This is a genomic window from Cupriavidus sp. 291-E7 (assembly GCF_057798835.1).
Map to the genome: position 1 here is coordinate 65,070 of NZ_JBYOJV010000019.1, position 25,066 is coordinate 90,135.

A 25,066-nucleotide genomic window follows, 5' to 3' on the forward strand; every position below is an offset into this window, starting at 1 on the left:
ACGACCATGCAACCGCTTCTTCGACATGTTCCCCGGCGCCAACGTGGTGCCAGCGCCGTCGAATTCGCGCTGGTGGCGCCGATCTTCTTCCTGCTGCTGTTTTCGATCGTCGACTTCGGCGCGATGATGTGGGCCAACCTGACGATGCAGCACGCCGTACGGGAAGGCGCCCGCTATGCGGTAACCGGGCAGACCAGCCTCGACCCCCAGGGCAGCCGCTACGGCGCGGTGCTGGACAAGATTCGTGAAAGCTCGCTGGGTGTCTACGACATGTCCAACGCCAAGGTGGCCACCTGGGTTAACGGCACGTCCCAGCCCAGCGGCGGCGCGGGCATGTTCGGCACCGCCGGTGACATCGTCGTGATCCAGATTACCTGCGACTGGCCGCTGCTGACCCCGGTGGTGGCGGCCTTCTACAAGTCCACCGGCGGCAAGTATCACTTCAGCGTGGCCGCCACCATGCGCAACGAAGCGTTCTAGCCAACCGACCTTCTGCGAGGACAGCCATGACCGCCAGGACCCATCGCCTTACTCACCCGCGACGCCATGCGATGCGCGCAAGGATGGGCGGCATCGCCGCGATCGAGTTCGGCATCCTGCTGCCGATCTTCGTCTTCCTGACCTTGCCGGTGATCGACTTCGCACGCGCTATCCAGGCCAACCTGATACTGATCAACCTGACCCGCGAAGGCGCCAGCCTGGCGTCCCGTACGAGCCAGCTCCCGCAGACGATCATGGACTCGCTGGCGCAGACCACGCCGCCGCTGAACATGACCCAGCGCGGCATGATCTACATCACCAAGGTCATGGGTAACGCCGAGAACTGCAATAAGAGCGGCACCAATTGCACCGTCCGGAACATCGTGCTCGAACAGTACCGCTGGACCGATGGCTGGGGCGTTGGCGGCAGCAGCCCAGGCAGCAAGGTCTACGGTTGCGGCGGCTACAGCAGCAGCGACGGGTCGTGCCAGAACCTGCCTTCCCCGGGCACCAGCTCGCCCACCGCCAATGCGATGACAGGCAAGCTGACGGACGGCCAGGTCATCTACGTGGTGGAGAGCTGGTACAGCTTCAACATGTTCTTCCAGGGCCTGACGATGGGTGTGCTCAAGATGCCGACGCTTGGCCCCAATCTCTATTCGGCCACGATCTTTTGAGCCGCGTGAAGGAGACCATCATGAAAGCGGGACGGATTCCAAGGCGGGCCAACGGTCCTAAGTCGCGCCAGCGCGGCCAGATCACGCTGATCGCCGCTGCGCTGATGATCGGGCTGGTCGGGGTGGCGGGATTGGGTATCGATGGCGGCATGGCCTATATGACGAAGGCGCGCCTGAACGCCGCGGTGGACTCGGCCGCGGTGGCCGCCGCGCGCGCGGTCACCAACGGCACCACGCAAGCCGAGCAGACGGCCGCCGCAAGGCAGGCGGCCACGGACTTTTTCAATGCAAATTTCGCGGCCAACTATCTGAAAGGCACCGCCGCGCTCAATACGCCTAGCGTGACCTTCGACCAGGGCAAGGTCACGATCGCGGTGTCGGCAACGGCCAATATGCCGCTGACGATGATGAAGGTGCTGGGTTTCAATAACGTCGCCGTGGCAGCCACGTCAACGACGATTCGCAAGGACCTCGACATGATCTTCGTGATCGACTCGTCGGGATCGATGCAGCCGGTCTGGAGTACCGTGCGCAGCAACGCGAACAGCTTTCTCAACCAGTTCAGCCCGTCGACCGACCGCGTGGGGCTCGTGCACTTTTCGTCCGGGGCCGTGGTCGATGTTCCAATCCGCACGTCATCGCGCGGGTTCGACCGGCCGAGCATGCAGACCACCATCACGAACATGCCCAATGGCGGGAACACGAACTACATGGAGGGACTTTGGCAGGCGCGTAGCCAGTTGAACAATATCCCGCAAACCAGCCGCTCCAGTCTGCGCGTGGTCGTGTTCTTTTCCGATGGCAAGCCCAATACCATTGCGGCCGCCTACCAGACCAAGAACAGCACATGTACCGGCGGCATTACCGCAGGCGGCAGTCTGAGCGGCTATTACGCAATCAATGAGCAAAACACCACGCTCAACGGCAATTGCAACGACGTGACGGGGAACAATAAGGGACCAACTCAGATCCCGGCGTACTACACCGCGCACAGCCCGACGGACACCGAATTCAAGATGGTCGGCAGTTCACCCATGACCGTCACGTCCAGCGTCAACGGCAACAACCTCAATAGCAATATCACCGCCGCCTCATACAACCTGCCGATCGCAATGGCATCGTCGCTGCGCGACCAGGGCGTCTATATCTTCACGTTGGGCCTGGACGGCAACGGCGGCTTTGACGAACCCCTGCTGAAACGCATCGCCAACACCCCGGACGCCACGGGCTACAACAAGAACCAGCCTTCCGGGATCTATTGCTACGCCAAGACGGTTAACGATCTGCGGCCATGCTTTTCGAAGCTGGCCTCCGAAATTCTGCGCATCTCCCAATAACCTGCGCAACAACGGTTGCCGACCGGGGACCGTGCGCCCTCTCCGGGATCTCCCCGGGGAGGGGTCGCACGGGCGGCAAACCAGTTGCAGCGTTTCGCTTTCGAGTGACGCCCGGTGGCCTATCTATCAGTGCACGGTCTCGCCGCGAATCAGCAACACCGGCTTGGTCGACTTCGAGATCACGCCTTCCGACACGCTGCCCATGATCACCCGGCGCATGCCGCGCCGGCCATGCGTGCCCATGATGATCAGATCGGCGGGCCACTGGTCGGCATGATTGACGATCGTGCCGGAGATATTGCCGGGCGACACCGGCTTTTCGGCCAGCTCCGTCAGGCAACGCACGCCTGCGTTCTCAAAGCGGCGCGCGGCTGTGGCGAGCGCCTTCTGCCCCACGCTGATCATGCCGTTCACGATCTCGTTGGGATCGATGTAGGCGTGCTCGAAAAACAGTTCGCTGTCGTCAACCACGAACAGCACCTTGACTTCCGCCTTCAGTTGCTTGGCCAGGCCAACGGCCTGCGCGATAGCCAGTTCCGACGAGGGGCCGCCATCCACCGCGACAAGTATCCGTTCGTACATCGATTACCTCCGTTTTTGACGTGTCCTTGATGACAAGCATAGTTCCCGGAAAGACGTACGAATTGACCTGAATCAAGACCGCTGTAATCGCAGAAACTTTAATTCAGAAGACAAAGGAAGGGATACGTCACCTATGTTCGGATACGATACGTGGACGCAAAACGCTATCGACTTTCATACGATGACTCTCGCCCCGGTTGCAAACATTGGCCTGAAGCCGAGTCCGGCCTCGCCGTCGTCGCGGCTCATCCGATTGTCCAGAGACCTGCTTGTCTGCGCCGGCACGGCCTGGCTGCTCGGCAACGCAACCGCCGCCTGGGCACAGCCGCCGCAGGGATTGCTCTGGTTTGCCGACGGCCGCCCATCCCAGGCCGCACAGGCGGCCATCACGGCGTTGAGTGAATCCCCGGCGGACGGCCTGGATCCGCGCGACTACGATACCGAGGGCCTGCAGCGCACGCTCTCGCAGTTCGCCGGCAACCCTGCCCCGCCCGCCGATGCGGCGCAGCGATTCGACGCCGCGCTGACCCGCGCGATGACCCGTTACCTGGCGGATCTGCATCGGGGGCGCGTCGACCCACGCAAGGTCCAAGCGAATTTCGTCGCCGGCAATCTGCCGCCGTTCGATCCGGAAAGCTATCTGCGCAATGCCCTGGCGGCCAACCGGCTGCCCGATGCCATGCGCGAAGCCGCGCCATCTTTCCCGCTCTACGGCACCCTGCGCGACGCACTGGCGAAATATCGCGGACTCGCGGCCGAACCGTACTGGAAGTCCCCGCTGCCGCCGCTGCCGGCGGGCAAGCTGACGCCTGGTCAGTCCTACACCGGCTTGCCGCAACTGACCCAGCGCCTGCAAGCACTGGGCGACCTGCCGCAGGGCCAGCCAGCGCCCCAGCGCTACGAAGGTGCGCTCGTCGATGCGGTGAAGGCATTCCAGTTGCGGCACGCGCTGGACGCCGACGGCGTGATTGGTGCGGGGACGCTCGCGCAGCTCAACATATCGCCGGCGGCGCGCGTGGAGCAGATCGGCCTGACGATGGAACGCCTGCGCTGGACGCCGCTGGCCGAAGGCCCTCGCATGATCGTCGTGAACGTGCCGGAGTTTGTGCTGCGCGCCTACGATTATTCGGAGGGCAAGCTCGATATCAAGCTGGAGATGAAGGTCATCGTTGGCAAGGCACTGGACACGCGCACGCCGCTGTTCAAGGAGGACATGCGCTACATCGAGTTCAGCCCTTACTGGAACGTGCCATCGTCGATCGCACGCAAGGAGGTCATTCCTAAGGCGCAACGCGACCCTGGCTACTTCGCGCGGCAGGGCTTTGAGTTTGTGTCCGGCAACCAGGCCGATGCCACGCTGAGCCCGGCCAACATCGATGCGGTGCTGAACGGGCAGGCACGGATTCGCCAGCGTCCCGGCCCGCTCAATGCGCTGGGTGACATCAAATTCATCTTCCCGAACAACCAGGCGATCTATCTACACCACACGCCCACGCCACAGTTGTTCAGCCGCGGGCGGCGCGATTTCAGCCACGGCTGCATCCGTGTGGAGGAACCGGTGGCGTTGGCCCAGTTCGCGCTTCAGGGCATGCCCGAATGGACCGTACCGCGCATCCGTGAGGCAATGACGGCTGGCAAATCGAAGACGGTCGCGCTGCAGCAGCCGGTGCCTGTGGTGCTAGCCTACGGCACTGCCATTGCGCGCGCCGATGGACGGGTATACTTCGTGCCTGATATTTACGGACAGGACAAATTGCTGGACCAGGCGCTGCGGCAGCGCGCGGGGGCCAAGCCTGCCGTACGGCCCTCCTGAACGCCGCATCGTTGTAAAAGTTTCCATGTCCGAATCCAGTTCCAACCAGCGCCGCCGCTTTTTTCATCGTGCCGGCGCCATTGCGCTAGGCGCGGGTCTGTCCACGCTGGCGCCGCGCGCCGCGCTGGCAGCGCTGGGGCCCGACGCCCGCTCGCTCTCCTTCGAGCACACCCATACCGGCGAACACCTGTCGCTGGTCTATGCGTTGGGCGATCAGGTGCTGCCGCAGGCGCAGTCGTCGCTCAATCACTTCCTGCGCGACCACTATTCGGGCACCGTCGGCGAGATCGATCCCAAGCTGTTTGCCCTGCTGTTCGCACTACGCCGCGAGGTGGGCAGCGACGCCGCATACCAGGTCATTTCGGGTTACCGCTGCCCGACTACCAATGATCGCCTGCGCAGGACGCGCGGTGGCGGCGTGGCAAAGCGCAGTCTTCATATGGACGGCATGGCCATCGATATCCGCCTGCCCGGTGTGGCGTTGGCGGACCTGCGTGACGCCGCGCAGTCGTTGCAGATCGGCGGCGTCGGCTTCTATCAGTCCGAGAATTTCATCCACGTGGACACGGGGCGCGTGCGTAGCTGGGGCTAACGCCAGCCGAGCACCGTGCGCAGGGCCGCCTCGAAGCGCGGGTCCTGCAGCGCGCCGACGTTGTAGCGCGACCACGGCGAAGGCGCGTCGGCATCCACACGGAAGATGCGGCCCGGTGCGATCATCACCTTTTCCTGTAGCAGCTTCTCGGCAAGCGCCAGCGAGTCCGGCACATCGGGCAACGCCGCCCACAGGTACAGCGATTGCTCGGGACGTACCAGCACATCGGCGCCAAGCCGGTCGAACAGCGTCAATGCGCGACTGGTGGCATCCGCCAGTCTGGCACGCAACCGCGTGATATAGCGCTGATAGTGGCCTTCACTCAGAATCACGTCGACGGTACGCTCGCAATACTCCGAGCTGCTCACGTGGATCAATGCCTTCAAGTCCGCCAGATCGCTGGCCAGATCGGCGCCGCAGGCGATAAAGCCAACACGGAGCGCCGCCGAGAACGACTTCGAGAAACTGCCGATATAGATCGTCCTGTCGAGCTGATCGAGCGCCGATAGACGCGGCAGCGTGGCCGGCTTGAAGTCGGCCAGCGGATCGTTCTCCACCACCTGCACGTTGTACTTCTGTGCAAGCTGCAACACGCGGAATGCCTTGGCGGCCGACACATCGGAACCGGTCGGGTTATGCCCCACCGATTGCGTGAAAAATAGGCGCGGCCGCTCGCGCACCAGCAGTTGCTCCAGCGCCTCGATATCGGGGCCATCCGCCAGGCGCGGCACCCCGACGATACGCACACCGGCCAGCTTGAGCTTGCCAAACAGCGGGTAGTAGCCCGGATCGTCCACGAGTGCCGTCTCACCCGGCGGCAGGAAGTAGCGGATCACGAGGTCCAGCGCATCGTTGGCGCCATGAGTCAGCACGATCTGCCGCGCCTCGGCGCCTATCCCCAGATCGCCCAACTTACGCACCAGGTGGTCGCGTAGCGGCGCGTAGCCAAAGCGGTTGCCGTAGCGGAACAACGCCCCCAGCCCCGTGCGGACGACCTTGTGGTGATACTTGTCCAGCCGTGCTTCCGACAACCATTCGACAGGCGGGAAACCGTCCCCCACCGCCAGCACGTCGGGACGGCTCTTGAGCTGCTCGCGCATCAGCCAGACGATGTCCATCGCGCGGTTGAGCGAGCCGGCATCCTCGTCAGGCTTCGGCCTGGCCGGCTGCGAGGTGACGAAGTAGCCGGCCCCGCGCCGTGGCTCGACCAGTCCGCGCCCGACCAGGATCTCGAACGCCGCGACGATGGTGTTCTTGCTGTGGCCCTGCAACTGGGCCAGTTCGCGCAACGACGGCAGTTTGTCGCCGCTGCGGTAGGCGCCATCACGGATCTGGCGCTCCAGTGAGTCGGCCAGCGAAACGGAAATCGGTGCGGATCTGGGGCTCATAAGGAAAAGGTCAACGTGAATCCGGGATCGGATGTCGGACGACTGTCCCGCCAAACTGTACCTTTTTATACTGGTACAGTGTCCCTAAACTGTCTCCATCATTACACACATGGAGACATTGATGGCAACCGATTCCGCGCTTCCGAATTTTCGCGCGCTCACCCCGGCGCAGCGGCTGGATCAAGTCGCTGCCTTGACCGGCCTGACCGCCGACGAAGCGCGCCTGATAGCCGAGCCAGGTGCGTTGGGCACGGATCGGGCCAACGGCATGATCGAAAACGTGGTGGGTACGTTCGACCTGCCGTTCGGCGTTGCCGGTTACTTCCAGGTCAATGGCCGCAGCTATGTCGTGCCGATGGTGGTCGAGGAACCGTCGGTAGTCGCCGCGGCCTCGTTCATGGCCAAACTGGCCCGTGATGATGGCGAATTCCAGACCTCCAGCTCGGGGCCGCTGATGCGTGCGCAGGTTCAGGTGCTTGGGATCGCCGACCCATACGGGGCGCGGCAGGCGCTGCTGCGGCAACGCGACGAAATCCTGGCCATCGCCAATGGCCGCGACAAGGTGCTGATCGGCCTGGGCGGCGGCTGCAAGGACATCGAAGTCCACGTGTTCCCCGACACACCGCGCGGCGCCATGATCGTGCTGCATCTGATCGTCGACGTGCGCGACGCGATGGGCGCCAACACCGTCAACACGATGGCCGAGGCCGTGTCGCCGCTGGTGGAGCAAATCACCGGCGGATCGGTTAGATTGCGCATTCTGTCGAATCTGGCGGATCTGCGCCTGGCGCGGGCTCGCGTGCGGCTCACCGCCGCCACGCTTGCCACGCGGGAGCGCAGCGGCGAGGAAATCATCGAAGGCGTGATCGATGCCTACACGTTCGCGGCCATCGACCCGTACCGGGCGGCCACGCACAACAAAGGAATCATGAACGGCATCGATCCGGTGATCGTGGCCACCGGTAACGACTGGCGCGCGGTCGAGGCCGGCGCGCACGCATATGCATGCCGGAGCGGCAGGTACACATCCCTGACGCACTGGGAGAAAGACGCCTCGGGCGCGCTGGTTGGCACCATCGAAATGCCGATGCCGGTGGGCCTGGTGGGCGGTGCCACGAAGACCCATCCGCTGGCGCGAGTCGCATTGAAGATCCTTGACGTCAAGTCGGCGCAGGAGCTTGGCGAAGTTGCCGTGGCGGTAGGCTTGGCGCAGAATCTGGGCGCCTTGCGCGCCCTGGCCACGGAAGGTATCCAGCGCGGCCATATGGCGCTGCACGCGCGCAACATCGCGCTGGTGGCCGGTGCCGTGGGCGATGAGGTGGACCGCATCGCGCGACGCATGGCCGAGGAACACGATGTACGAACCGATCGCGCGGTAACGCTGCTCCAGGAGCTGCGCAACCGCTAGTCCGCAGTCCTTCCTTGAAAGAAGAGCAGGCCCGGCATCCAAGCGCTGCCGAGGCCCGCCAATATCGGAGACAAATCATGCATCCACACGAGAATGCATCGCAGCGCCGCCTGGTGGAGGTCTGGGGCGACACCGCGGACACGCGCCATCTGGCGTGGTCCATCGTCATAGGAGCCACGGTCAGCCTGACCTGCTACTGGCTGGCCAGCCGGTTGCTGGCCGCCGTCGTGGAATCCGCAGAGCTGGCGCGCGCCTATGCGATGCTGGCCGGCCTGTTCGGTTGCCTGCTCGCCGGCCTGATCTGCGCAGTGCTGTTCAAGCCAAAACGCATTGTCGTGGAGAACGAGACCGGCCAGTCGCTGGCGCGTGTGGAAGCGCTGCGCAAGCTGGCGGAGGATGCAGGCGGCATCGGACCCATCCATGCGCTGCCGCCGGTGGTACTGGCCGAGCTGCGCGAACTGCAGCTGCTCGACCTGTTCCATCCGCACGAACAACCCGGTGCCGCACCGGCAAGCGCGTCCACTGCGCAGGCATTGACACAGCGGCAAGCGGTTTGAAGTACCGGGGAGACTATTGATGATCGAATCCACACTGCTTTCGCATATCCTTGTGGCCGCTGGCATGGGCCTGGCCGGCGCCATTGTCTTCGCTGCCATCGGACTGATCTCCGGCACCGACGAAACCACCACGCTTGCGCCATTGACGCTGCTCGTGGTTCTGCTCGGCGTGCCGCCGGAAGGCGTTTTCACATTCTTCCTGGCTGGCGCCGTGGCCAAGCACATGACCCACGCCATTCCCACCGCGCTGCTGGGCATCCCTGGCGACACGATGGCAACGCCGCTGCTGCAGGACGCCAATCACCTGCGCAATCTGGGCGTGCCCCATATCGCCCTGCGCAAGATGATCTCGGGCGCCATCATCGCAGCATTCGTGGCCGTGCCGCTCGCGGTGCTGTTTGCGGTGCTGCTCGCACCGTTCGGGCCTGCCATTACCAAGGCCGCGCCGTGGATCTTCGTGGTGGCCGCCGTCATCATCGCGTACAGCTCGGCAGGCCGCTGGGCGTCGGTGGCCGCGCTGCTGCCGTTCGTCGTGGTGATCGTCGCGTTGCAGACGCTGACGGCCAAGTTCGGCGTCAAGCTCAGCATCAGCTATTTTCTTGGCATCGCGATTGGCCCGCTGATCGCGGACCTGTTCTCGTCGATCTCGCCCGTCGAACGCACGCGCATGCGTCGAGACAAGGTGCGCACGTTCTCGCTGGCGCCCGACGTGAAAGGCTGGTCAGGCTATTTCCCCAACCCGCTGCGTGTGCTCGATCGCAGCCAGGTGAAATGGACCATCGGCACGGCGGTGGTATCCAGCGCGACATTCGTGTTCAGCCCCGTGGCGATGACCGTGGTGCTGGGCGAAATCGTCGGGTCGCGGGTACGGCATGCCTATCACCGGCTGACGACCGTACTCAGCGCGCGCAATGGCGTGACGGAGGCCACATATATCGCGGAGGCGCTGATTCCGCTGATCGCATTCGGTCTGCCGTTGAGTCCCGTGGCTGCCGGCCCGGCGGCGCCGCTATTCAACGCGCCGCCCGTGTTCACGGTCGATGCCGGCGGCGGTCAGACGCACAACCTGCATAACCTGCTGAGCCATTGGGAATTCCTGGGCTACGGACTGCTGGCGGTGCTGCTGGCTGCGCTGGTGTCGTATCCGTTTGCCATGAACTTCGCGCGCCGCGCCGCCCTGTTCGTCGCCCGCAAGATTTCGCACGAAGCGATCATCGCCACGTTCGTCGGCCTGATCCTGGTGATCAGCGTCTGGGAAGGCAACTTCCTCGGGCTGCTGGTGATCGTGACGATGGGCCTGCTGGGCGGCCTGCTGTCGCGGACCATCGGCTTCAATACCGGCGTGCAATTCATGGGGTACTACACGGCGGTGCTGACAGTGCCCGCCGTGCTGAAGCTGGTGGGGTGACGACGGCCGCTATGCCCTGGCTTCGCGGCGTACCGCCTGCGGCGGCATGCCGAAGCCACGGATAAATGCCTCGCGCATATGCCGGCGGTCGCGGAAGCCGGTTTCTTTTGCCACCACATCCAGCGGGTGGCGGCTCTGCTCGATCATCAGCCGGGCCGCCTCCAGGCGCAGGCTTTCCACGGCCTTGGCGGGAGACTGCCCTGTTTCGGCCGTGAAAATGCGGCTGAACTGGCGCGGGCTCAGATGCACGGCATCGGCCAGCTCTTCCACGGTCAGCGGCCGGTGCAGGTTCCGGCGCGCGTAATCGAGCGCGCTCTGGATGCGGTCGGACTTGGGCGCCAGATCCAGCAGTTCCGAATGCTGGGACTGGCCGCCCGACCGGCGCTGGTACATCACCAGCTTGTGCGCGACCGACCGCGCGGCATCGGCACCTAAATCCTTCTCCACCATCGCCAGCGCCAGATCGAGGCCGGCCGTCATGCCGGCCGAGGTCCAGATCGGACCGTCGACGATATGGATGCGGTCGTCCTCGACGTGGATGTCGGGATGCGCGCGTTGCATGTCCCGCGCGTAGAACCAGTGCGTGGTGGCCCGGCGGCCATCCAGCAGCCCTGCTTCAGCCAGGATGAACGCCCCGGTACAGATCGACGCCACACGGCGCGCCCGCGGTGCCGCCTTGCGCACGAAGTCGAGCACTGGCGGAGGCGTCGGGGTGGCGACCGGATCGGCAACGCCGGCCAGCACCCAGGTATCCACCATCGCTCGCGTGCGGGCAGGCCGCGTATCCACCGCCATGCCCAGCGACGACCGCACCGGCCCGCCTTCCAATGAAAAGGCGTCGATCTTATAGAAGGCCTCACCGGCCACCATGTTGGCGTACTCGAACACGCTTTGTGCCGCCAGCGTCATGACCTGAAAGCCATCCGTCAACAGAAATCCCACTCGGTGCATACCGAACTCCGCATTTATTCCCGATGTCCTGAAACATGACTATATACGTCATTTCAGTCATCGGTGAGCGGGACTACGATGCTTCACATGGATGCGCCGCATCCGGCCCCACCCAATCGAATGGAGAAGCATCATGACGCAGCAACAACACCTTGGCACCGCACTGATCACTGGCGCTTCGTCGGGCATCGGCGCCATTTATGCCGAACGCCTCGCACGACGCGGCCATGACCTCGTGCTGGTTGCCCGCAACCGCGCCAAGCTGGACGCTCTGGCGCGCCGCATCAGCGACGAGACGGGCCGCGCCGTGGAAGTCTTCCCCGCCGACCTTAACGACCGCGCGTCGCTGGCCACCGTCGAAGCGAAGCTGCGCGACGATGCCAGCATCACGCTGCTGGTCAACAACGCCGGCGTTGGCACGCACACCCCGCTGCTCGACAGCAACGTCGACGCCATGACGAAAATGATCGAGCTGAACGTCACGGCGCTCACGCGCCTGACCTATGCCGCCGTGCCGGGTTTCGTGGCGCGCGGCAAGGGCGCCATCATCAATATCTCGTCGATCGTCAGCATCGCACCCGAGGTGCTCAATGGCGTCTATGGCGGCAGCAAGGCGTTCGTCACGGCGTTCAGCCAGTCGCTGCATCACGAACTGGGTGCCAAGGGCGTGCGCGTGCAGGCCGTGCTGCCGGGCGCAACGGCAACGGACTTCTGGGAAATCGGGGGTCTGCCCGTGGAACACCTGGACCAATCGATCGTGATGCAGGCCACCGACATGGTCGATGCCGCACTGGTCGGCTTCGACAACGGCGAACTGATCACGATTCCGTCACTGCACGCCGTCGAGCACTGGAACGCCTACGAGGCGGCGCGCGGCGCGATGTCCGGTGTGCTGTCGCGCAACACGCCGGCCCCGCGTTACGTGAAGCAGTAAATGGCAAGCCGGGCCGGCTCAGGAATGACAGACCAGTCCATCCTGAAGCTGGCTCGCTTCATAGGCGACATCGCCAGCGCGCTGCGCACGTGCACGGTCGAGCGCGCCATCGCGCCGCCAGTCGCGCACGGCACGATCGATCCACGCGCTCGATTGCGGATCGGCGCCACGCAGGCCGATCCGTGCCGCCTCCGCATCGGATTGCAAACCAGCATCGAGTGTGCGGTAGAAGCGCCATTCCGGCAGCGTCAGTAGCCGGGCCACGACGGGCGAGTCGTCGGCCAGCGCCTGGCACTCTCCCGCAAGAAAACCGCTCGCCGCGCGAATCGACGACGCATAGACCCTGGGCACGCCATCGAAGTCCCGCGCAATGCGCGACGCATACGCGCTACCCTGCCCCACGCACACTGACTGGCCATGCAGATCCTGAGCGCGCTGGTACCGGCTGCCGCGCAGCACTAGCAGCGCGCCTTCTCCGGTGGCGTAGGACGAAGAAACCGGAAGAATTCCCTCCCCGGCCTTGGCTGCGCCGGCGATCACGATATCGACGCGCCGTTCCGCCACTTGCCACGCGGACGAATCCGGTTCGCCGGGAAGGCCGATGACCTTCAGCGCGACACCGAGGCGGTCCGCCAGAAAGTGCGCCATTGCCACATCGAAGTGATCCGGCTCAGGCGGCGTTGGCGCCTTGGGCGGCGCCGGCCGCGCATACTGCCGCACGCCAACCACCAGCGTGCCGCGCTGTTGCACCGCTGCCAGCCACGGCCCCGGCGCAACCGGGCGCCCGATGCCGTAGGCGGCCGAGATGGCAGTGCCAATGCCGGCGATCACCAGCAGCAGCGCCAGCCACCGGTACTGCCGCAGCTTAGCCATTGAGCGTCAGCCCCTTGCGCCACCGCGTCAGCCGGCGCTCCACGATCGCCAGCACATAGTTGAGCGCCAGTCCCAGCAACGCCAGCAACAGAATGCCCGCATACATCGTCGGAATCTGGAACACCTCCTGCGAATTGAGCGTCAGGAAGCCCAGCCCGGAATGCGCGCCGATCATCTCAGCGGCCACCAATGCGGTAATGCAGTAGGTGCCGGCCAGCCGCACGCCCGTGAAGATCGAAGGCGAAGCCGCGGGCAGCACCACCTTGCGGAACACGAACAGACGGTTGGCTCCCATCGAACGCGCCGAATCGATCAGCAACCGGTCAACCTGTTTGACGCCGCTGATCGTGCTCAGCAGCACCGGCCAGAACGACGCCCAGAAAATGATGGCTACCTTGGAGGTCTCGCCAATCCCCAGGAACAGGATAAATACCGGAAACAGCGCAAACGCCGAGGTCTGCCGGAACAGTTGCAGGATCGGATCGACGATGGCTTCGAAGCGGCTGAACCATCCCATCAGCAGGCCCAGCGTGACGCCGAGCGCGATGGCCGACAGCAGCCCATAGAGCGATCGCTGCAAGCTGGCGAACAGATGCTTGAACAGTGTCCCGCTGCTGACCAGATCCCAGATCGTGACGACGATCTGCGACGGCGGACTCAGATAGGCGTCACTGACGATATGCAGCCGTGGCACCAGTTCCCAGATCACCAGAAAGCCAATGATGCCCAGCATGCCGAGTGCCCGGTCGCCCAGGCGCGATAGCGACGACGCACGGCTCATGTTGCCACCTTCGCCACGTTCGTCGCCGCACGCTCGCCATGCACGCGCTCACCGGGATTGGCCGTGGCCCCCAGCGGACGCGGCACCGCTGCCGGATTCGACAATTGCACTTCGTCCTTGAGGATGTCCCATGCCTGCTGGCGCAGGCGCACAAATTCCGCCGAATTCCGTACCTCGGGCTCCCGTGGCCGAGGCAATGGCACATCGATGATCTGCTTGACCGTGCCGGGACGCCGCGTCATCACCGCGATGCGGTCCGACAGAAAGATCGCCTCATCGAGGCTGTGCGTGATGAACACGATAGTCTTGCGGCGCTGCTCCCAGATCCGCAGCAGTTCACCCTGCAGGATTTCGCGCGTCTGCGCGTCCAGCGCGGCGAACGGTTCGTCCATCAGCAGAACCTCCGGCTGGTACGCGAGCGATCTCGCAATCGCCACGCGCTGCTTCATGCCACCCGAGATTTCGTGCGGATAGCGCTGGCCAAAGCCTTGCAGGCCCACCAGCTCCAGATATTCCTCCGCCACCGCCCGGCGCCTGGCCTTCGGCACGCCGCGAATCTCCAGGCCCACTTCGATGTTCTGCAGCACGGTTCGCCACGGAAACAGCGCATAGCCCTGGAAGACCACGCCCTGCGCCGGATTGATGCCGCGCAGCCGCTGGCCATCGATCGAGATGTCGCCGCCAGTGCGCTCGGTCAGCCCGGCAAGGATGCTCAGGAACGTCGACTTGCCGCATCCTGACGGGCCGAGGATCGAGATGAACTCCCCTTCGCGGATATCGAGATTGAAATCCCGCAGCACGGCCACGTTGTCGGCGCGGCCCGCTTCATTGCGCACGGCATAGTCCATCGTGACACCGCGCGCCACGATCTTGTGGCTCATGGTCGCGGCTCCTATGCCTTGGCGAACGGGTTGAACTCGTTCGTATAGATGTCGCGCGCCGCCACTTTTCCCTTCTGCAGCTTGCCTTCGGCTTCCAGCACGTCGATGTAGTACTGGATCGGCGGCTCCGTGACCACGAGGTTGTCCACGTACGCGTAACGATCGACGTATTCGAGCTGCAGGTTGATGCGCTTGGAGACCAGCTTGCGCGCTTCCTCGGGGTTCGCGTTGACCCAGTTGGCCGCCTTGGCGAGCGCGGTCACCACGTCACGTACGCTCTCCGGATGCTCGCGCAGGAACTTGCCATGCACGCTGTACGGCTGCATGCCGCCCAGGCCGCCATCGAGGTCGAAGTCACTCCACAGCCGCGTGAGCTTGTCCGCATGGTCGGCGCGGCCCGAGAACGGCGCATGGATGATGGCCAGGTCCGTGTTGCCGGTGGCCAGCGTCTGCTCCGCCTGGTCGTCAGGGATGACCACGAAATTGATCTTGTTGACGTCCACGCCCTTCTGCCGCAGGAACGTCTTGGTCACGAACTCCGCGCAGGCGCCAAAGCTGTTGATGCCGATGGTCTTGCCTTCGAGGTCACGGGGCGCGCGGATGCCCGAATCCTTGCGCACGAAGTACTTCATATGCGGCGCATCCTGCAGCGTCTTGTTGCCGGCAGCCACGATCTTGATATCGGCACCGGCCGCCACGGCCGAGATGACCAGCGGCACCATGCGCGACCCGAAATCGATCTCGCCCGTGCCGGTCAGCGGAATGATCTGCGGCGCGGCCACCTTGCCGATGTAGTTCGGCCGAGTGTTGGTGCCTTCGAAGTAGCCAAGCTGGTCCGCCAGATAAACCAGATCGAAGGTGGGATTGTCCGGGTACTTGAACGTGACCTTGTCGCCGGCCTTGCCGATGACGGCCGGCGCGGCAGGCTTTGCGGCGGATTGCGCGGCGGAATCGCCCTTCGAGCAGGCGGCGAGCAGCGGACCCATGCTGCCGGCCACTGCCAGCGATGCCAATTGCTTGAGCGCGCCGCGACGGCCGGGCGCGCGAGTGAAAAGATCGGAGGCCATATAGTTGTGTGATGAGTGCAGTTCCGCTCGCAGTATTGCGAACCGCCGCACTCCCACACAACGAAGACTTTTGACTATCGATATTGCCTAGTCGATGCTGGCACCCGAGTCACGCACCAACCTGGACCATTTCACGGTGTCATGCTGGATCAGGCTCGAAAACTGCGCGGGCGTCGCCGTCAGCGGCGAGGCACCCGCCTGCAGCAGCTTGTCCTTCATCGCCTTGTCCTGCGCAATGCGCGTGATCTCGGCGGAAAGCTTGCTGACGATGTCCGCGGGCATACCCTTCGGCCCCACCACCCCGAACCAGACGTCGGCCTCGTAACCGGCGATGCCCGCTTCGGCCAGCGTCGGTACATCGGGCAGCGCGGGCGAGCGCGTGGCACTGGTCACGGCCAGTGCGCGCAGGCGGCCGGCTTTCACGTGCGGCAGAGATCCCGGCAGGTTGTCGAACATGAGTTGCACCTGGTTGGCCAGCAGATCCGCCATCGCCGGGCCGCTGCCCTTGTACGGTACATGGACGATCTGCACGCCGGCCATCGACTTGAACAGCTCGCCGGACAGGTGATTGGTCGTGCCGTTGCCCGCCGATCCCATGTTCAGCGCATTCGGATGTGCCTTCGCATACTCGACCAGTTCCTTCACGTTCCTGGCCGGCACCTTCGGGTTGACCACCAGGATGTTCGGCACGCCCGCGAACGGCGCAACGGGCGTGAAGTCCTTCTGCGCGTCGAACGGCAGGCGCTTGTAAAGCGAGCTGTTGATCGATTGCGTGCCAACGGTGCCGAACATCAGCGTGTAACCATCCGGCGGCGACTTGGCCACCACGTCCGAGCCGATCGTGCCACCCGCGCCGGGGCGGTTGTCGACGATCACCTGCTGGCCCAGCGTCTCCGACAACCGGTTGGCCAGCACGCGGCCCAGCAGATCGGTGGTGCCGCCCGGCGGGAAAGGCACCACCAGGCGGATCGGCTTGTCAGGGAATGAGCCCGCGGACACCAGCGGGGACGTCAGGGCAGCGCCCAGTGTCAGGCAGACGGCGGCGAGTGCGTGCGCAATCGGTTTCATGAGGGCAGTTCTCCGGGGTCGGACAGTCGTGGAAATAAGCACCGCCTGCTATGCGCGCAGGCTGGCGAGTTGCTCGACCGCGTGCTTCATCGTGGCACGATTCGTACCCGCGGTGTTGCACATCGAGTCGATGGCCTGGCGGTGACGTGCCAGCTCGTCGCGCTGTGCCGCGACCTGGCCGAGCACGAGGTCGGGCGCGGGTCCGCCGGCCGCCCGCCGGGCCGCCACGCCCTGCACGGGATCGAGGCAACGGGCCACGGCCTGCGCATCGAACTGAAAGGCACGGCCGGTGTGATGCAATGCCGCCCGGTTCACCATTTCGCTGTCGATTTCGCAGGCGGGAATGTGCCGGTCCAGCGCCTCGCGCACGACCGCGCCCACCACGTGATGGGCTTCGCGGAAAGACATGCCGGCATCGCGCACGAGCATGTCCGCCAGATCGGTCGCCGATGAAAAGTCGCGCCGGGCACGCGCCAGCATGTTGGCGCGCTGCGGCGTGGCGTTTTGCAGGACCAGCTTCAGCAGGCTCACGCAACGCAGGGACTCATCCATCGCTTCCCAGAAGCCGCGCATGCTTTCACGGTTGCCGTCGCCGGTGTGGGTGAAATTGCTGCCCTTGAGCGCGGCCAGCGATGCCGTAAGCAAGCCGATCATGTGCCCGCCCTTGCCCTTCAGGTATTCCAGTACGACCGGGTTTTTCTTCTGCGGCATGATGCTGGACGTCCCGGCCACGCTGTCCGGGAAATCGATCAACCCGAACTCCGGTGTTGACCAGACGAACAGGTCTTGTGCGACCCGGCCCCAGGTGACGGTAGCAATCGTCACGGCGGACAGGATCTCCCAGGCAAAGTCGCGGGACGCCACAGCATCGAGCGAGTTGGGGGCATACGTCGAGAATCCGAGCCAGTTGGCCGTCGCCGACCGGTCGATCGGGAAAGCCGTGCCGGCCAGCGCGCCGGCACCCAGCGGGCAGGCATCCAGCCCTTCAAGCGCATGACGCAACCGCGCCATGTCGCGGCCCATTGCCTGGGCCACGCCGGACAGGTAATAACCGTAGGTGATCGGTTGCGCGGCCTGCAGGTGCGTGTAGCCGGGCATCACGGTGTCGGCGTGCACCTCGGCCTGCAGCAGCACCGCGTCACGTGCATCCGCCAGCGCGGCAAGAAGCGCCAGCACGGTGTCGCGTGCGCGCAGCCTGTCGTGCGTGGCGAGGATGTCATTGCGGCTGCGCGCGACGTGGAGGCGGCCACCCGCATCCGCGCCGGCCACTTCCATCAAGCGGGCTTCGTAATTGAAATAGGCGTCCTCGCGCTCGGGATCGAGCGGTACCGCTTCGGGGCCTTCCTGCTCGATGCGGATCAATGCCCGCGCCAGCGGTGCAGCCACATCGGCTGGGATCAATCCGGCGCCATGCAGCATCAGCAGGTGCGCCTGGTTGATGTCCGTGAGATAGCGAAAGCCGGGGCCGAATTCCCGCGTCAGGCGCGGCGCATAGATATGCGCGCAGACCTCGGGGGCGGTGGCTTGCGTCAGGCGGCGGCTGACTTTCGATTCCATACAACTTTCTCCTCGATGTTGGAGACCAGTATGGGAATCGCGCCGTCATATCGTCAAATCAGTATTTACGGTGCCAGCATGCGGATTTGATATACCATCGCGACAGCCCTGAAACGCCCCCTCCGACCCATGAACTTCAAGCAGATCGAAGCATTCCGCGCCGTGATGTTGTCCGGCTCGATGACCGTTGCGGCCACGCAGCTGCATACGTCCCAACCCAATATCAGCCGGGTGATTTCGCAGCTTGAGAAGGAAAGCGGCTTCAGGCTGTTCACGCGCATTGCCGGGCGGCTGACGCCGACCGTGGAGGCCGAAGCGCTGTTTCGAGACGTGGAGCGCGCGTTTGTGGGGCTGGACAGCCTGCAGGCATCGGCTCGCTCGATCCGCGAGGTTGGTGTGGGTACGTTGCGCGTGGGCACGGTGCCGTCGATCGCCATGACGGTGATGTCCTCGGCGATTGCCCGCTTCCGCGAGCGGCACCCCGACGTGCCAATCGCGGTGCACACGAGCGACTCCCCGACCGTTGCCAAATGGACGGCCGCGCGCTTCTGCGATTTCGGGCTGGTTTCCTACCTGGTGGAAATGGCCGGCATTCGGAGCGATCCGCTGCGGCGGGAGTCAGGCGTGTGCATCGTGCCCGTCGGGCATCGGCTTGCAAAGAAGCGCCGCATCCGCGCGGAAGACCTGAACGGCGAACGGTTCATCTCGCTGACGCGTGGCGATGGCACGCGCGCCATCGTCGATGCCGCGTTTGTGCCAGACCGGCGCGTGCTGACGCTGGAAACCCCTTACGCGGCCACGATCTGCACGATGGTGGAAATGGGTCTCGGTGTCAGCGTGGTAAATCCGCAGGTCGTGCGCAGCCTCAAGTTGCCGGGGGTGAAGGTGCTGCCGTTCGAGCCAGCCATCCATTTCGAGAGCTACGTGCTGCACAACCAGCAGCACCCCGTACCGGCGCTGGCGCAGGAATTCCTGGACTGCGTGCGGTACGTGACACGGACCTGAGGCAGCCGGCGCAGCTTCAGCCGCGCTCCTTCGCCGCCGCGCTATCGAGCATTGCCTGCCCGATCTTCGTATTGCCCTGCGCCATCAGCGCCTCGCCGGGGCCGCGGATATCGCGCACGTCCTTGTGCTGGCCCAGCTTCACCTTGCCCTGCAGCCGGGTAATCTCGATTTCCAGGCCGACGATGGACTTGAGCATCGTGTCGAGAAAATCTGGCGGCGCGTCGCCCATCTTCCACGGCCGCGGCTGCGCCGCTTCATGCGTGCGGGTCAGCCGCGCCACCACGCTGCGCACGTACCGTTCGTCGTCATGGACGGTAATGCGGCCGTGGGCGTGCACGACCTGATAGTTCCACGTCGGCACTTGCTTGTGGGCCTCGTACCAGTTTGGCGAGATATACGCATCGCCGGCCCGAAAGATCACCATCACTTCGTCACCGTTGGCCACTTCCTGCCAGACCGGGTTCGCGCGCGCCACATGCGCTTTCAGGATGCCATGCTCACCCTGCCCGGCCTCCAGTTCAAACGGCACGTGGTTGGCATCCAGACCGCCGCGGCCATGCGTGACCAGCGTGCCGAACGGATGTGCCGCGATCAGCGCGTGCATGGCCTGCGCGCCGGCGAGTTCGAAATGGGCGGGAACGTACATGGCTGCTCCGTGTGTTTTCTGGGGACGTTGAGGCCGTATTGTGGTGGCAAACTGGAGTAGAGTGTAGGGCCAGTTTGCACCGATTCCACCAGACCACTTTCGAACCTCCCCCCGCCATGTCAAGAACCGCAAAGGTGCCCGATATCCCGTTTCTAGGCGCGCTGGATCGGGATGCGGGGCCGCTGAGCCGGCAACTGGTGCAGGCGCTGCGTGATGCCGTGGCGCGTGGCGACCTGAAGCCCGGCGAATCATTGCCCTCCACACGTGCGCTCGCCGAAACGTTGCGGGTGTCGCGCGGCACCGTGGTCGAAGCGTTTGAGCAGCTGGTTGCCGAGGGCGTATTCGCCGCGCAGCATGGCGCCGGCACGCGTGTCGCGGCGCTGGCGCCAGCCCCCGCTACGCGCCGGCGCGTGCGCGGCAGCGTCGAGCTGCCCGCGACGGCACAGCGATATGCAGCCATCGCCCGCGAATTCACCGCGTTGCCGCAAGTACCGTTTGCCGTATCGGTGCCCGCGGGCGCGGCCGCGCCCAACGAGGACTGGCGCAAACTGGGCAACCGGCTGCGCGCCGGCGGCAGCGCGGCGCCGGCCGGCTATGGCGAACCGCAAGGCGCGCTGCCGCTGCGCGAGGCAATTGCCGACTACCTGCGCCGCTCCCGCTCGGTACTTTGCGATGCCGGCCAGGTGGTAATCACCACGGGCACGCAACAGGGCTTGTTCCTGTCCTGCCAGGTGCTGCTCGATCCGGCCGATGCCGTGTGGGTCGAAAACCCCGCCTACCGCGGCATTACGGCGATCCTGGAGAGCGTCGGGCCGCGCGAGCGCATCGTGCGTGTGCCGGTGGATGACGAAGGCATCGATGTGGAGGCCGGCATTGCCCTGGCGCGCGATGCCCGCGCCGCCTTTGTCACGCCATCTCATCAATATCCGCTGGGCATGCCGATGAGCATGGCCCGCCGCAAGGCACTGCTGGCCTGGGCCGATGCGCGGCAGGCATGGATCATCGAAGACGACTACGACAGCGAATTGCGCTATGCGGGCCATCCATTTCCGTCGCTGCAAGGACTGGCGCCCGAGCGCGTGATCTACCTGGGCACGTTCAGCAAGATCCTGTACCCGTCATTGCGTCTGGGCTACGCGGTGGTACCCGATGCACTGGTCGACGCCTTCATCGGCGCACGCGTGCTGATGGATCGCCATCCGCCCACGGCGGACCAGCATGTGCTGGCGGCGTTCATCGCGGAGGGCTATCTCGATCGCCATATCCGCCGGGTGCGTGGCGTGCATGCCGAGCGGCGCGCGTTCGTGATCAAGACGATCGAACGGGAGATTCCCGCTGCCCTGGCGTGGCTGCAGCCATCGGACCAGGGCATGCACCTGCTGCTGTGGCTGGCGCCCGGCATCGACGACCGGGAAGTGGTCAAACGCGCGGGCGATGCCGGCGTGGCGGTACGGGCGGTGTCGCCAACGTATGCGGGCGACCGTCGGCCAACCGGCCTGGTGCTCGGTTTTGGTGGATTCGAGGACCGCGAGATCGTGGAGGCGGCGCGGCGGTTGGGCAAGGTCATCCAGACCGTGGCCGGCGCACGTTGAGGTCAGGTCGACCCCCGCTCCACTATCCTGAATCCCACATCGACAACCGGCTCCTGCACCGTCTCGCCCCGGCAGCGTTGCAGCAGCAGGCCCGCCGCAAGCGTGCCGATGTTGGCCCCGTCGACCTGCACCGTGGTCAGCGAGGGTGCCATGTACGCGGCAAAGTCCGCGTCGCCGAAGCCGCAGATGGCGATGTCTTCCGGCACACGCAGGCCGCGCGCCCTGGCCTCTTCCATCACGCCTTGCGCAAGCTGGTCGGAGCTGCAGAAGATCGCCTCGATGGCCGGGTCCTGCGCAAGCAGATCGCTCAGGGCCTGGCGCCCGAGTCCGAGGCTGCTTGGTGCCGGTACCCGCGCGGTGGGCACATCGTGCCCCAGTGTCGAGATGAACCCTTCGCGGCGCACGGCGGCGCGCTGGTCGTCGCCGCTGGCAATGCCAAAGCACCGCCATCCCTTGGCCAGGAAGTATCCCGCCACCGCGCTGCCAACCTTCAGATGCGAGAAGCCCACGGCCATGTCGACGGGGCGGTCGCTGAGGTCCCAGGTCTCGACGACGGGGATGCCCGAGCGGCGCAACCGGTCCCGCGACGCCTGCGCATGCACCAGCCCCGTCACCACGATGCCGTCGGGCCGGCGGCTGATCATCGTGCCGAGCAGCGCCTCTTCGCGCGCGTGGTCGTAACCGGTCTGCCCGAGGATCAATTGGTATCCGGCGGCGTCCAGCGCATCGGTCAGCGCCTTCACTGTCGGGATGAACTGCGCCACGGCGATATTGGGCACCAGCGCCGCCACGGTCAGGCTGCGGCGCGACTTGAGCCCGCCGGCCAGCAGATTCGGGATATACCCGGTCACTTCCACCGCCTGCTGCACGCGGGCGATGGTCTTGGCGGAAACCAGCCCCGGATTGCTCAATGCGCGCGACGCGGTGATCAGCGACACGCCGGCTTCGCGTGCCACATCGTGCAGCGTCACGGACTTGCTGCCGGTTGAATCGGACATGCCTGCTCGGATAAATAGGTTGTGCTGCGGGTAAACGACTAGGCCAAGTGCCGCCGCAGCGGTTGACCGGCCAGAATGACAACGTTAGCATTCCCTTCACCCGCTGTCTGGGCGTCAGTAGCCCAGCATGCCCGGATACGAGTTTTCGTTGCCATTACGCGCCAGATTTGCGTGAAAAATGGCGACGGCCCGCATTATAGCAACGCAGATCGGCCGAATTCCGGCCGTTTTTTGACAACGATGTCATACGATGTCCGAAGTCTTTGATGCTTTTCAGGATGCACCGCCCATGACTGCCTCGCCCGCCTCTGACGCCATTACCGCCATCCGCCTGTCGTCCTGCTATCTGCCCCTGGCCACGCCGATCAGCGATGCCAAGGTGCTGACTGGCCGCCAGAAGCCGATGACCGAAGTTGCCATCCTGTTTGCCGAGATTCGCACGGCCAATGGCCACGAAGGGCTGGGCTTCAGCTACTCCAAGCGCGCCGGAGGTCCGGGCCAGTTTGCCCATGCGAAGGAGATCGCCCCCACCCTGCTGGGCGAAGACCCGAGCGATATCGGCAAGCTGTGGGACAAGCTGTGCTGGGCCGGCGCATCCGTGGGCCGCAGCGGCCTGTCGACGCAGGCGATCGGTGCTTTCGACGTGGCCCTGTGGGATCTGAAGGCCAAGCGCGCCGGCCTGTCGCTGGCCAAGCTGCTGGGGTCCCATCGTGATTCAGTGCGCTGCTACAACACGTCCGGCGGCTTTCTGCATACGCCGCTCGACCAGCTGCTGGTCAATGCCGCGGCCTCCGTGGAGCGCGGCATTGGCGGCATCAAGCTCAAGGTCGGCCAGCCGGACGGCAAGATCGACATCCAGCGTGTATCCGCCGTGCGCGAAAAGCTCGGCGATGCCGTACCGATCATGGTCGATGCAAACCAGCAGTGGGATCGCCCCACCGCGCAACGCATGTGCCGCACCTTCGAATCGTTCAATCTGGTCTGGATCGAGGAACCACTCGATGCTTATGACCACGAAGGCCACGCCGCGCTGGCGCAGCAGTTTGACACGCCGATCGCCACCGGCGAGATGTTGACCAGCGCCGCCGAGCACTGGGACCTGATCCGTCATCGCGCCGCCGACTATCTGATGCCCGACGCCCCGCGCGTGGGCGGCATCACGCCGTTCCTGAAAGTTTGCGCACTGGCCGAACATGCCGGCCTGATGATCGCCCCCCACTTTGCGATGGAGCTGCACGTGCACCTGGCCGCCGCCTATCCCCGTGAACCGTGGGTCGAGCATTTCGACTGGCTTGAGCCGCTGTTCAACGAGCGGCTGGAGATCGCCCGTGGCCGGATCATTGTGCCGACCCGCCCTGGCCTGGGACTGACCATCAGCGAGCAGGCACGCGCCTGGACGCGCGAGCAGGCCGAGTTCGGCACGAACTGACACAGCCCGCGTTCATCAGACAACATCACCGCAACAACCCATATAAAAGGAGACATCGATGATGAAGAAAGCCTTGGTATCGCTTCTGCTTGGCGCCACGATGGCCGCCGCACATGCGGCGTGGCCCGAAAAACCGGTCACGATGATCGTGCCCTTCCCGCCCGGAGGCTCCACCGACGTCATCGGGCGCATCCTGAGCGCGAAGTTCCAGCAGACCTTTGGCGGCAGCTTCGTGGTGGACAACCGCCCCGGCGCCGCCGGCATGATTGGCGCGGCGGCTGCCAAGCGTGCGCCGGCCGACGGCTACACGCTGTTCGTATCGTCGCTCGGACCCTTTGTCATCGGCCCGCATCTGACGAAGAACGCCGGCTATGACCCGACCAAGGATTTCGACTACATCAGCGTGGCCGTGCAGGCGCCGAACATCCTGGCCGTGCCGGCCAATTCGCCGCACAAGTCCCTGCAGGACGTGATTGCCTATGAAAAGGCCAATCCGAACAAGATGACGTTTGCGTCCGCCGGCAATGGCACCAGCGACCACCTGACCGCCGAGCTGTTCTGGCAGCAGACCAACACCACCGGCCTGCACGTGCCGTACAAGGGTGGCGCCCCCGCATTGAATGACCTGCTGGGCAGCCAGGTGGACGCCACGTTCATGAACATCAACACCGCCGTGCCGCATATCAAGGCCGGCAAGCTACGCGCGCTGGCCATCACCAGTACCAAGCGCTCGCCGATCCTGCCCGATGTGCCGACGATGGAAGAACTCGGCTACAAGGGCGTGACGGTCTATTCGTGGCAGGCCATTGCCGCGCCAAAGGGCCTGCCCGCCGACATCAAGGCCAAGCTGCACAGCGCGGTGGTTGCCGCGATGAACGACCCGGCCAACAAGCCCAAGCTGCTCGAAGTCGGATTCGAGATCGTCGCCAATACGCCTGAGCAGTTCACTGCGTTCCAGGCCACGGAGTTCGCGCGCTGGAAGAAGGTCATCCAGACCGGCAACATCACCGCCGACTAAGCCGGCTCCAGCCGGCCGGATCAC

The 25,066-nt window shown here is 64.8% G+C and carries 24 protein-coding genes; 13 read left to right on the plus strand and 11 right to left on the minus strand.

Annotated features, from left to right (window positions below; genetic code table 11):
* Positions 1-6: 6 nt before the first annotated feature.
* From AC3FLX_RS26740 to AC3FLX_RS26750, 3 genes are read left to right on the plus strand one after another with little or no spacing between them, the layout of a single operon-like run.
* Positions 7-480: a TadE/TadG family type IV pilus assembly protein gene (locus AC3FLX_RS26740; RefSeq protein WP_488700361.1), complete on the plus strand. Its 474-nt coding sequence runs from the start codon at positions 7-9 to the stop codon at positions 478-480.
* Positions 481-506: 26 nt separating this feature from the next.
* Positions 507-1,157, plus strand: coding sequence for a TadE/TadG family type IV pilus assembly protein (locus AC3FLX_RS26745; RefSeq protein WP_488700362.1), 651 nt, complete (start codon positions 507-509; stop codon positions 1,155-1,157).
* A gap of 20 nt (positions 1,158-1,177) precedes the next feature.
* Positions 1,178-2,494, plus strand: coding sequence for a vWA domain-containing protein (locus tag AC3FLX_RS26750; protein ID WP_488700363.1), 1,317 nt, complete (start codon positions 1,178-1,180; stop codon positions 2,492-2,494).
* A 126-nt stretch (positions 2,495-2,620) separates the two neighbouring features.
* Here the strand turns inward: AC3FLX_RS26750 and AC3FLX_RS26755 are convergent, their stop codons facing one another.
* Positions 2,621-3,076, minus strand: coding sequence for a universal stress protein (locus AC3FLX_RS26755; RefSeq protein WP_488700364.1), 456 nt, complete (start codon positions 3,074-3,076; stop codon positions 2,621-2,623).
* Positions 3,077-3,257: 181 nt separating this feature from the next.
* On the opposite strand from AC3FLX_RS26755, the gene AC3FLX_RS26760 reads away from it, so the two are divergent.
* The gene (locus AC3FLX_RS26760; protein WP_488700365.1) at positions 3,258-4,889 is read left to right on the plus strand and encodes a L,D-transpeptidase family protein; all 1,632 of its coding nucleotides are present in this window, start codon (positions 3,258-3,260) and stop codon (positions 4,887-4,889) included.
* A 25-nt stretch (positions 4,890-4,914) separates the two neighbouring features.
* A complete protein-coding gene (locus tag AC3FLX_RS26765; RefSeq protein WP_488700366.1) occupies positions 4,915-5,481 on the plus strand; it encodes a YcbK family protein in 567 nt (188 codons plus the stop codon).
* Here the strand turns inward: AC3FLX_RS26765 and AC3FLX_RS26770 are convergent.
* Complete coding sequence (locus AC3FLX_RS26770; protein ID WP_488700367.1) at positions 5,478-6,869, minus strand: aminotransferase-like domain-containing protein; 1,392 nt, start codon at positions 6,867-6,869, stop codon at positions 5,478-5,480. The genes AC3FLX_RS26765 and AC3FLX_RS26770 overlap by 4 nt on opposite strands.
* A gap of 121 nt (positions 6,870-6,990) precedes the next feature.
* Between AC3FLX_RS26770 and AC3FLX_RS26775 the strand changes: the two genes are divergently transcribed.
* From AC3FLX_RS26775 to AC3FLX_RS26785, 3 genes are all read left to right on the plus strand, one after another.
* The gene (locus tag AC3FLX_RS26775; RefSeq protein WP_488700368.1) at positions 6,991-8,277 is read left to right on the plus strand and encodes a hydroxymethylglutaryl-CoA reductase, degradative; all 1,287 of its coding nucleotides are present in this window, start codon (positions 6,991-6,993) and stop codon (positions 8,275-8,277) included.
* A gap of 77 nt (positions 8,278-8,354) precedes the next feature.
* Positions 8,355-8,834, plus strand: a complete 480-nt coding sequence (locus AC3FLX_RS26780) for a hypothetical protein (protein ID WP_488700369.1) — start codon at positions 8,355-8,357, stop codon at positions 8,832-8,834.
* Positions 8,835-8,853: 19 nt separating this feature from the next.
* A complete protein-coding gene (locus AC3FLX_RS26785; RefSeq protein WP_488700370.1) occupies positions 8,854-10,242 on the plus strand; it encodes a tripartite tricarboxylate transporter permease in 1,389 nt (462 codons plus the stop codon).
* Positions 10,243-10,251: 9 nt separating this feature from the next.
* Here AC3FLX_RS26785 and AC3FLX_RS26790 read toward each other — a convergent pair whose 3' ends face one another.
* Positions 10,252-11,193 carry a GlxA family transcriptional regulator gene (locus AC3FLX_RS26790; RefSeq protein WP_488700371.1) on the minus strand — a complete coding sequence of 314 codons (942 nt, stop codon included), beginning with the start codon at positions 11,191-11,193 and terminating at the stop codon, positions 10,252-10,254.
* Positions 11,194-11,326: 133 nt separating this feature from the next.
* Here AC3FLX_RS26790 and AC3FLX_RS26795 point away from each other — a divergent pair, with 133 nt between their 5' ends.
* Positions 11,327-12,127 (plus strand): SDR family NAD(P)-dependent oxidoreductase, encoded by an 801-nt coding sequence (locus tag AC3FLX_RS26795; RefSeq protein ID WP_488700372.1) that lies wholly within the window; start codon positions 11,327-11,329, stop codon positions 12,125-12,127.
* 18 nt (positions 12,128-12,145) lie between these two features.
* On the opposite strand, the gene AC3FLX_RS26800 is transcribed toward AC3FLX_RS26795, so the two are convergent.
* The 6 genes from AC3FLX_RS26800 to argH all read right to left on the minus strand — a co-directional run bounded on the left by AC3FLX_RS26800 (position 12,146) and on the right by argH (position 18,354).
* Positions 12,146-13,000 (minus strand): type 2 periplasmic-binding domain-containing protein, encoded by an 855-nt coding sequence (locus tag AC3FLX_RS26800; RefSeq protein ID WP_488700373.1) that lies wholly within the window; start codon positions 12,998-13,000, stop codon positions 12,146-12,148.
* Positions 12,993-13,781 (minus strand): ABC transporter permease, encoded by a 789-nt coding sequence (locus AC3FLX_RS26805; protein ID WP_488700374.1) that lies wholly within the window; start codon positions 13,779-13,781, stop codon positions 12,993-12,995. Before AC3FLX_RS26805 ends, AC3FLX_RS26800 begins: the two co-directional genes overlap by 8 nt.
* The gene (locus AC3FLX_RS26810) at positions 13,778-14,662 is read right to left on the minus strand and encodes an ABC transporter ATP-binding protein (protein WP_488700375.1); all 885 of its coding nucleotides are present in this window, start codon (positions 14,660-14,662) and stop codon (positions 13,778-13,780) included. The genes AC3FLX_RS26805 and AC3FLX_RS26810 overlap by 4 nt, the downstream gene beginning before the upstream one ends.
* An 11-nt stretch (positions 14,663-14,673) precedes the next feature.
* A complete protein-coding gene (locus AC3FLX_RS26815) occupies positions 14,674-15,729 on the minus strand; it encodes an ABC transporter substrate-binding protein (RefSeq protein ID WP_488700376.1) in 1,056 nt (351 codons plus the stop codon).
* Positions 15,730-15,816: 87 nt separating this feature from the next.
* Positions 15,817-16,797 (minus strand): Bug family tripartite tricarboxylate transporter substrate binding protein, encoded by a 981-nt coding sequence (locus AC3FLX_RS26820; RefSeq protein WP_488700377.1) that lies wholly within the window; start codon positions 16,795-16,797, stop codon positions 15,817-15,819.
* A gap of 48 nt (positions 16,798-16,845) precedes the next feature.
* Entirely contained in the window at positions 16,846-18,354 is a 1,509-nt protein-coding gene (gene argH / locus AC3FLX_RS26825; protein WP_488700378.1) for an argininosuccinate lyase, read from the minus strand.
* Positions 18,355-18,483: 129 nt separating this feature from the next.
* On the opposite strand from argH, the gene AC3FLX_RS26830 reads away from it, so the two are divergent.
* The gene (locus AC3FLX_RS26830; protein WP_488700379.1) at positions 18,484-19,359 is read left to right on the plus strand and encodes a LysR family transcriptional regulator; all 876 of its coding nucleotides are present in this window, start codon (positions 18,484-18,486) and stop codon (positions 19,357-19,359) included.
* Between the two features lie 16 nt (positions 19,360-19,375).
* Here AC3FLX_RS26830 and AC3FLX_RS26835 read toward each other — a convergent pair whose 3' ends face one another.
* Positions 19,376-20,005: an FMN-binding negative transcriptional regulator gene (locus AC3FLX_RS26835; protein ID WP_488700380.1), complete on the minus strand. Its 630-nt coding sequence runs from the start codon at positions 20,003-20,005 to the stop codon at positions 19,376-19,378.
* 116 nt (positions 20,006-20,121) lie between these two features.
* On the opposite strand from AC3FLX_RS26835, the gene pdxR reads away from it, so the two are divergent.
* Positions 20,122-21,597, plus strand: coding sequence for a MocR-like pyridoxine biosynthesis transcription factor PdxR (pdxR, locus tag AC3FLX_RS26840; protein WP_488700381.1), 1,476 nt, complete (start codon positions 20,122-20,124; stop codon positions 21,595-21,597).
* A gap of 2 nt (positions 21,598-21,599) precedes the next feature.
* Here pdxR and AC3FLX_RS26845 read toward each other — a convergent pair whose 3' ends face one another.
* Positions 21,600-22,595, minus strand: coding sequence for a LacI family DNA-binding transcriptional regulator (locus tag AC3FLX_RS26845; RefSeq protein WP_488700382.1), 996 nt, complete (start codon positions 22,593-22,595; stop codon positions 21,600-21,602).
* 289 nt (positions 22,596-22,884) lie between these two features.
* Between AC3FLX_RS26845 and AC3FLX_RS26850 the strand changes: the two genes are divergently transcribed.
* Positions 22,885-24,024 carry an L-talarate/galactarate dehydratase gene (locus tag AC3FLX_RS26850; protein ID WP_488700383.1) on the plus strand — a complete coding sequence of 380 codons (1,140 nt, stop codon included), beginning with the start codon at positions 22,885-22,887 and terminating at the stop codon, positions 24,022-24,024.
* 61 nt (positions 24,025-24,085) lie between these two features.
* The gene (locus tag AC3FLX_RS26855; protein ID WP_488700410.1) at positions 24,086-25,042 is read left to right on the plus strand and encodes a Bug family tripartite tricarboxylate transporter substrate binding protein; all 957 of its coding nucleotides are present in this window, start codon (positions 24,086-24,088) and stop codon (positions 25,040-25,042) included.
* Positions 25,043-25,066 lie beyond the last annotated feature (24 nt).

What these genes read in the sequence shown, in the direction of transcription:
- AC3FLX_RS26740 (WP_488700361.1), top strand. Translation starts at nt 7, where the DNA reads ATGCAACCGCTTCTTCGACATGTTCCCCGGCGCCAACGTGGTGCCAGC.
- AC3FLX_RS26745 (WP_488700362.1), top strand. Translation starts at nt 507, where the DNA reads ATGACCGCCAGGACCCATCGCCTTACTCACCCGCGACGCCATGCGATG.
- AC3FLX_RS26750 (WP_488700363.1), top strand. Translation starts at nt 1,178, where the DNA reads ATGAAAGCGGGACGGATTCCAAGGCGGGCCAACGGTCCTAAGTCGCGC.
- AC3FLX_RS26755 (WP_488700364.1), bottom strand. Translation starts at nt 3,076, where the DNA reads ATGTACGAACGGATACTTGTCGCGGTGGATGGCGGCCCCTCGTCGGAA.
- AC3FLX_RS26760 (WP_488700365.1), top strand. Translation starts at nt 3,258, where the DNA reads ATGACTCTCGCCCCGGTTGCAAACATTGGCCTGAAGCCGAGTCCGGCC.
- AC3FLX_RS26765 (WP_488700366.1), top strand. Translation starts at nt 4,915, where the DNA reads ATGTCCGAATCCAGTTCCAACCAGCGCCGCCGCTTTTTTCATCGTGCC.
- AC3FLX_RS26770 (WP_488700367.1), bottom strand. Translation starts at nt 6,869, where the DNA reads ATGAGCCCCAGATCCGCACCGATTTCCGTTTCGCTGGCCGACTCACTG.
- AC3FLX_RS26775 (WP_488700368.1), top strand. Translation starts at nt 6,991, where the DNA reads ATGGCAACCGATTCCGCGCTTCCGAATTTTCGCGCGCTCACCCCGGCG.
- AC3FLX_RS26780 (WP_488700369.1), top strand. Translation starts at nt 8,355, where the DNA reads ATGCATCCACACGAGAATGCATCGCAGCGCCGCCTGGTGGAGGTCTGG.
- AC3FLX_RS26785 (WP_488700370.1), top strand. Translation starts at nt 8,854, where the DNA reads ATGATCGAATCCACACTGCTTTCGCATATCCTTGTGGCCGCTGGCATG.
- AC3FLX_RS26790 (WP_488700371.1), bottom strand. Translation starts at nt 11,193, where the DNA reads ATGCACCGAGTGGGATTTCTGTTGACGGATGGCTTTCAGGTCATGACG.
- AC3FLX_RS26795 (WP_488700372.1), top strand. Translation starts at nt 11,327, where the DNA reads ATGACGCAGCAACAACACCTTGGCACCGCACTGATCACTGGCGCTTCG.
- AC3FLX_RS26800 (WP_488700373.1), bottom strand. Translation starts at nt 13,000, where the DNA reads ATGGCTAAGCTGCGGCAGTACCGGTGGCTGGCGCTGCTGCTGGTGATC.
- AC3FLX_RS26805 (WP_488700374.1), bottom strand. Translation starts at nt 13,781, where the DNA reads ATGAGCCGTGCGTCGTCGCTATCGCGCCTGGGCGACCGGGCACTCGGC.
- AC3FLX_RS26810 (WP_488700375.1), bottom strand. Translation starts at nt 14,662, where the DNA reads ATGAGCCACAAGATCGTGGCGCGCGGTGTCACGATGGACTATGCCGTG.
- AC3FLX_RS26815 (WP_488700376.1), bottom strand. Translation starts at nt 15,729, where the DNA reads ATGGCCTCCGATCTTTTCACTCGCGCGCCCGGCCGTCGCGGCGCGCTC.
- AC3FLX_RS26820 (WP_488700377.1), bottom strand. Translation starts at nt 16,797, where the DNA reads ATGAAACCGATTGCGCACGCACTCGCCGCCGTCTGCCTGACACTGGGC.
- argH (WP_488700378.1), bottom strand. Translation starts at nt 18,354, where the DNA reads ATGGAATCGAAAGTCAGCCGCCGCCTGACGCAAGCCACCGCCCCCGAG.
- AC3FLX_RS26830 (WP_488700379.1), top strand. Translation starts at nt 18,484, where the DNA reads ATGAACTTCAAGCAGATCGAAGCATTCCGCGCCGTGATGTTGTCCGGC.
- AC3FLX_RS26835 (WP_488700380.1), bottom strand. Translation starts at nt 20,005, where the DNA reads ATGTACGTTCCCGCCCATTTCGAACTCGCCGGCGCGCAGGCCATGCAC.
- pdxR (WP_488700381.1), top strand. Translation starts at nt 20,122, where the DNA reads ATGTCAAGAACCGCAAAGGTGCCCGATATCCCGTTTCTAGGCGCGCTG.
- AC3FLX_RS26845 (WP_488700382.1), bottom strand. Translation starts at nt 22,595, where the DNA reads ATGTCCGATTCAACCGGCAGCAAGTCCGTGACGCTGCACGATGTGGCA.
- AC3FLX_RS26850 (WP_488700383.1), top strand. Translation starts at nt 22,885, where the DNA reads ATGACTGCCTCGCCCGCCTCTGACGCCATTACCGCCATCCGCCTGTCG.
- AC3FLX_RS26855 (WP_488700410.1), top strand. Translation starts at nt 24,086, where the DNA reads ATGAAGAAAGCCTTGGTATCGCTTCTGCTTGGCGCCACGATGGCCGCC.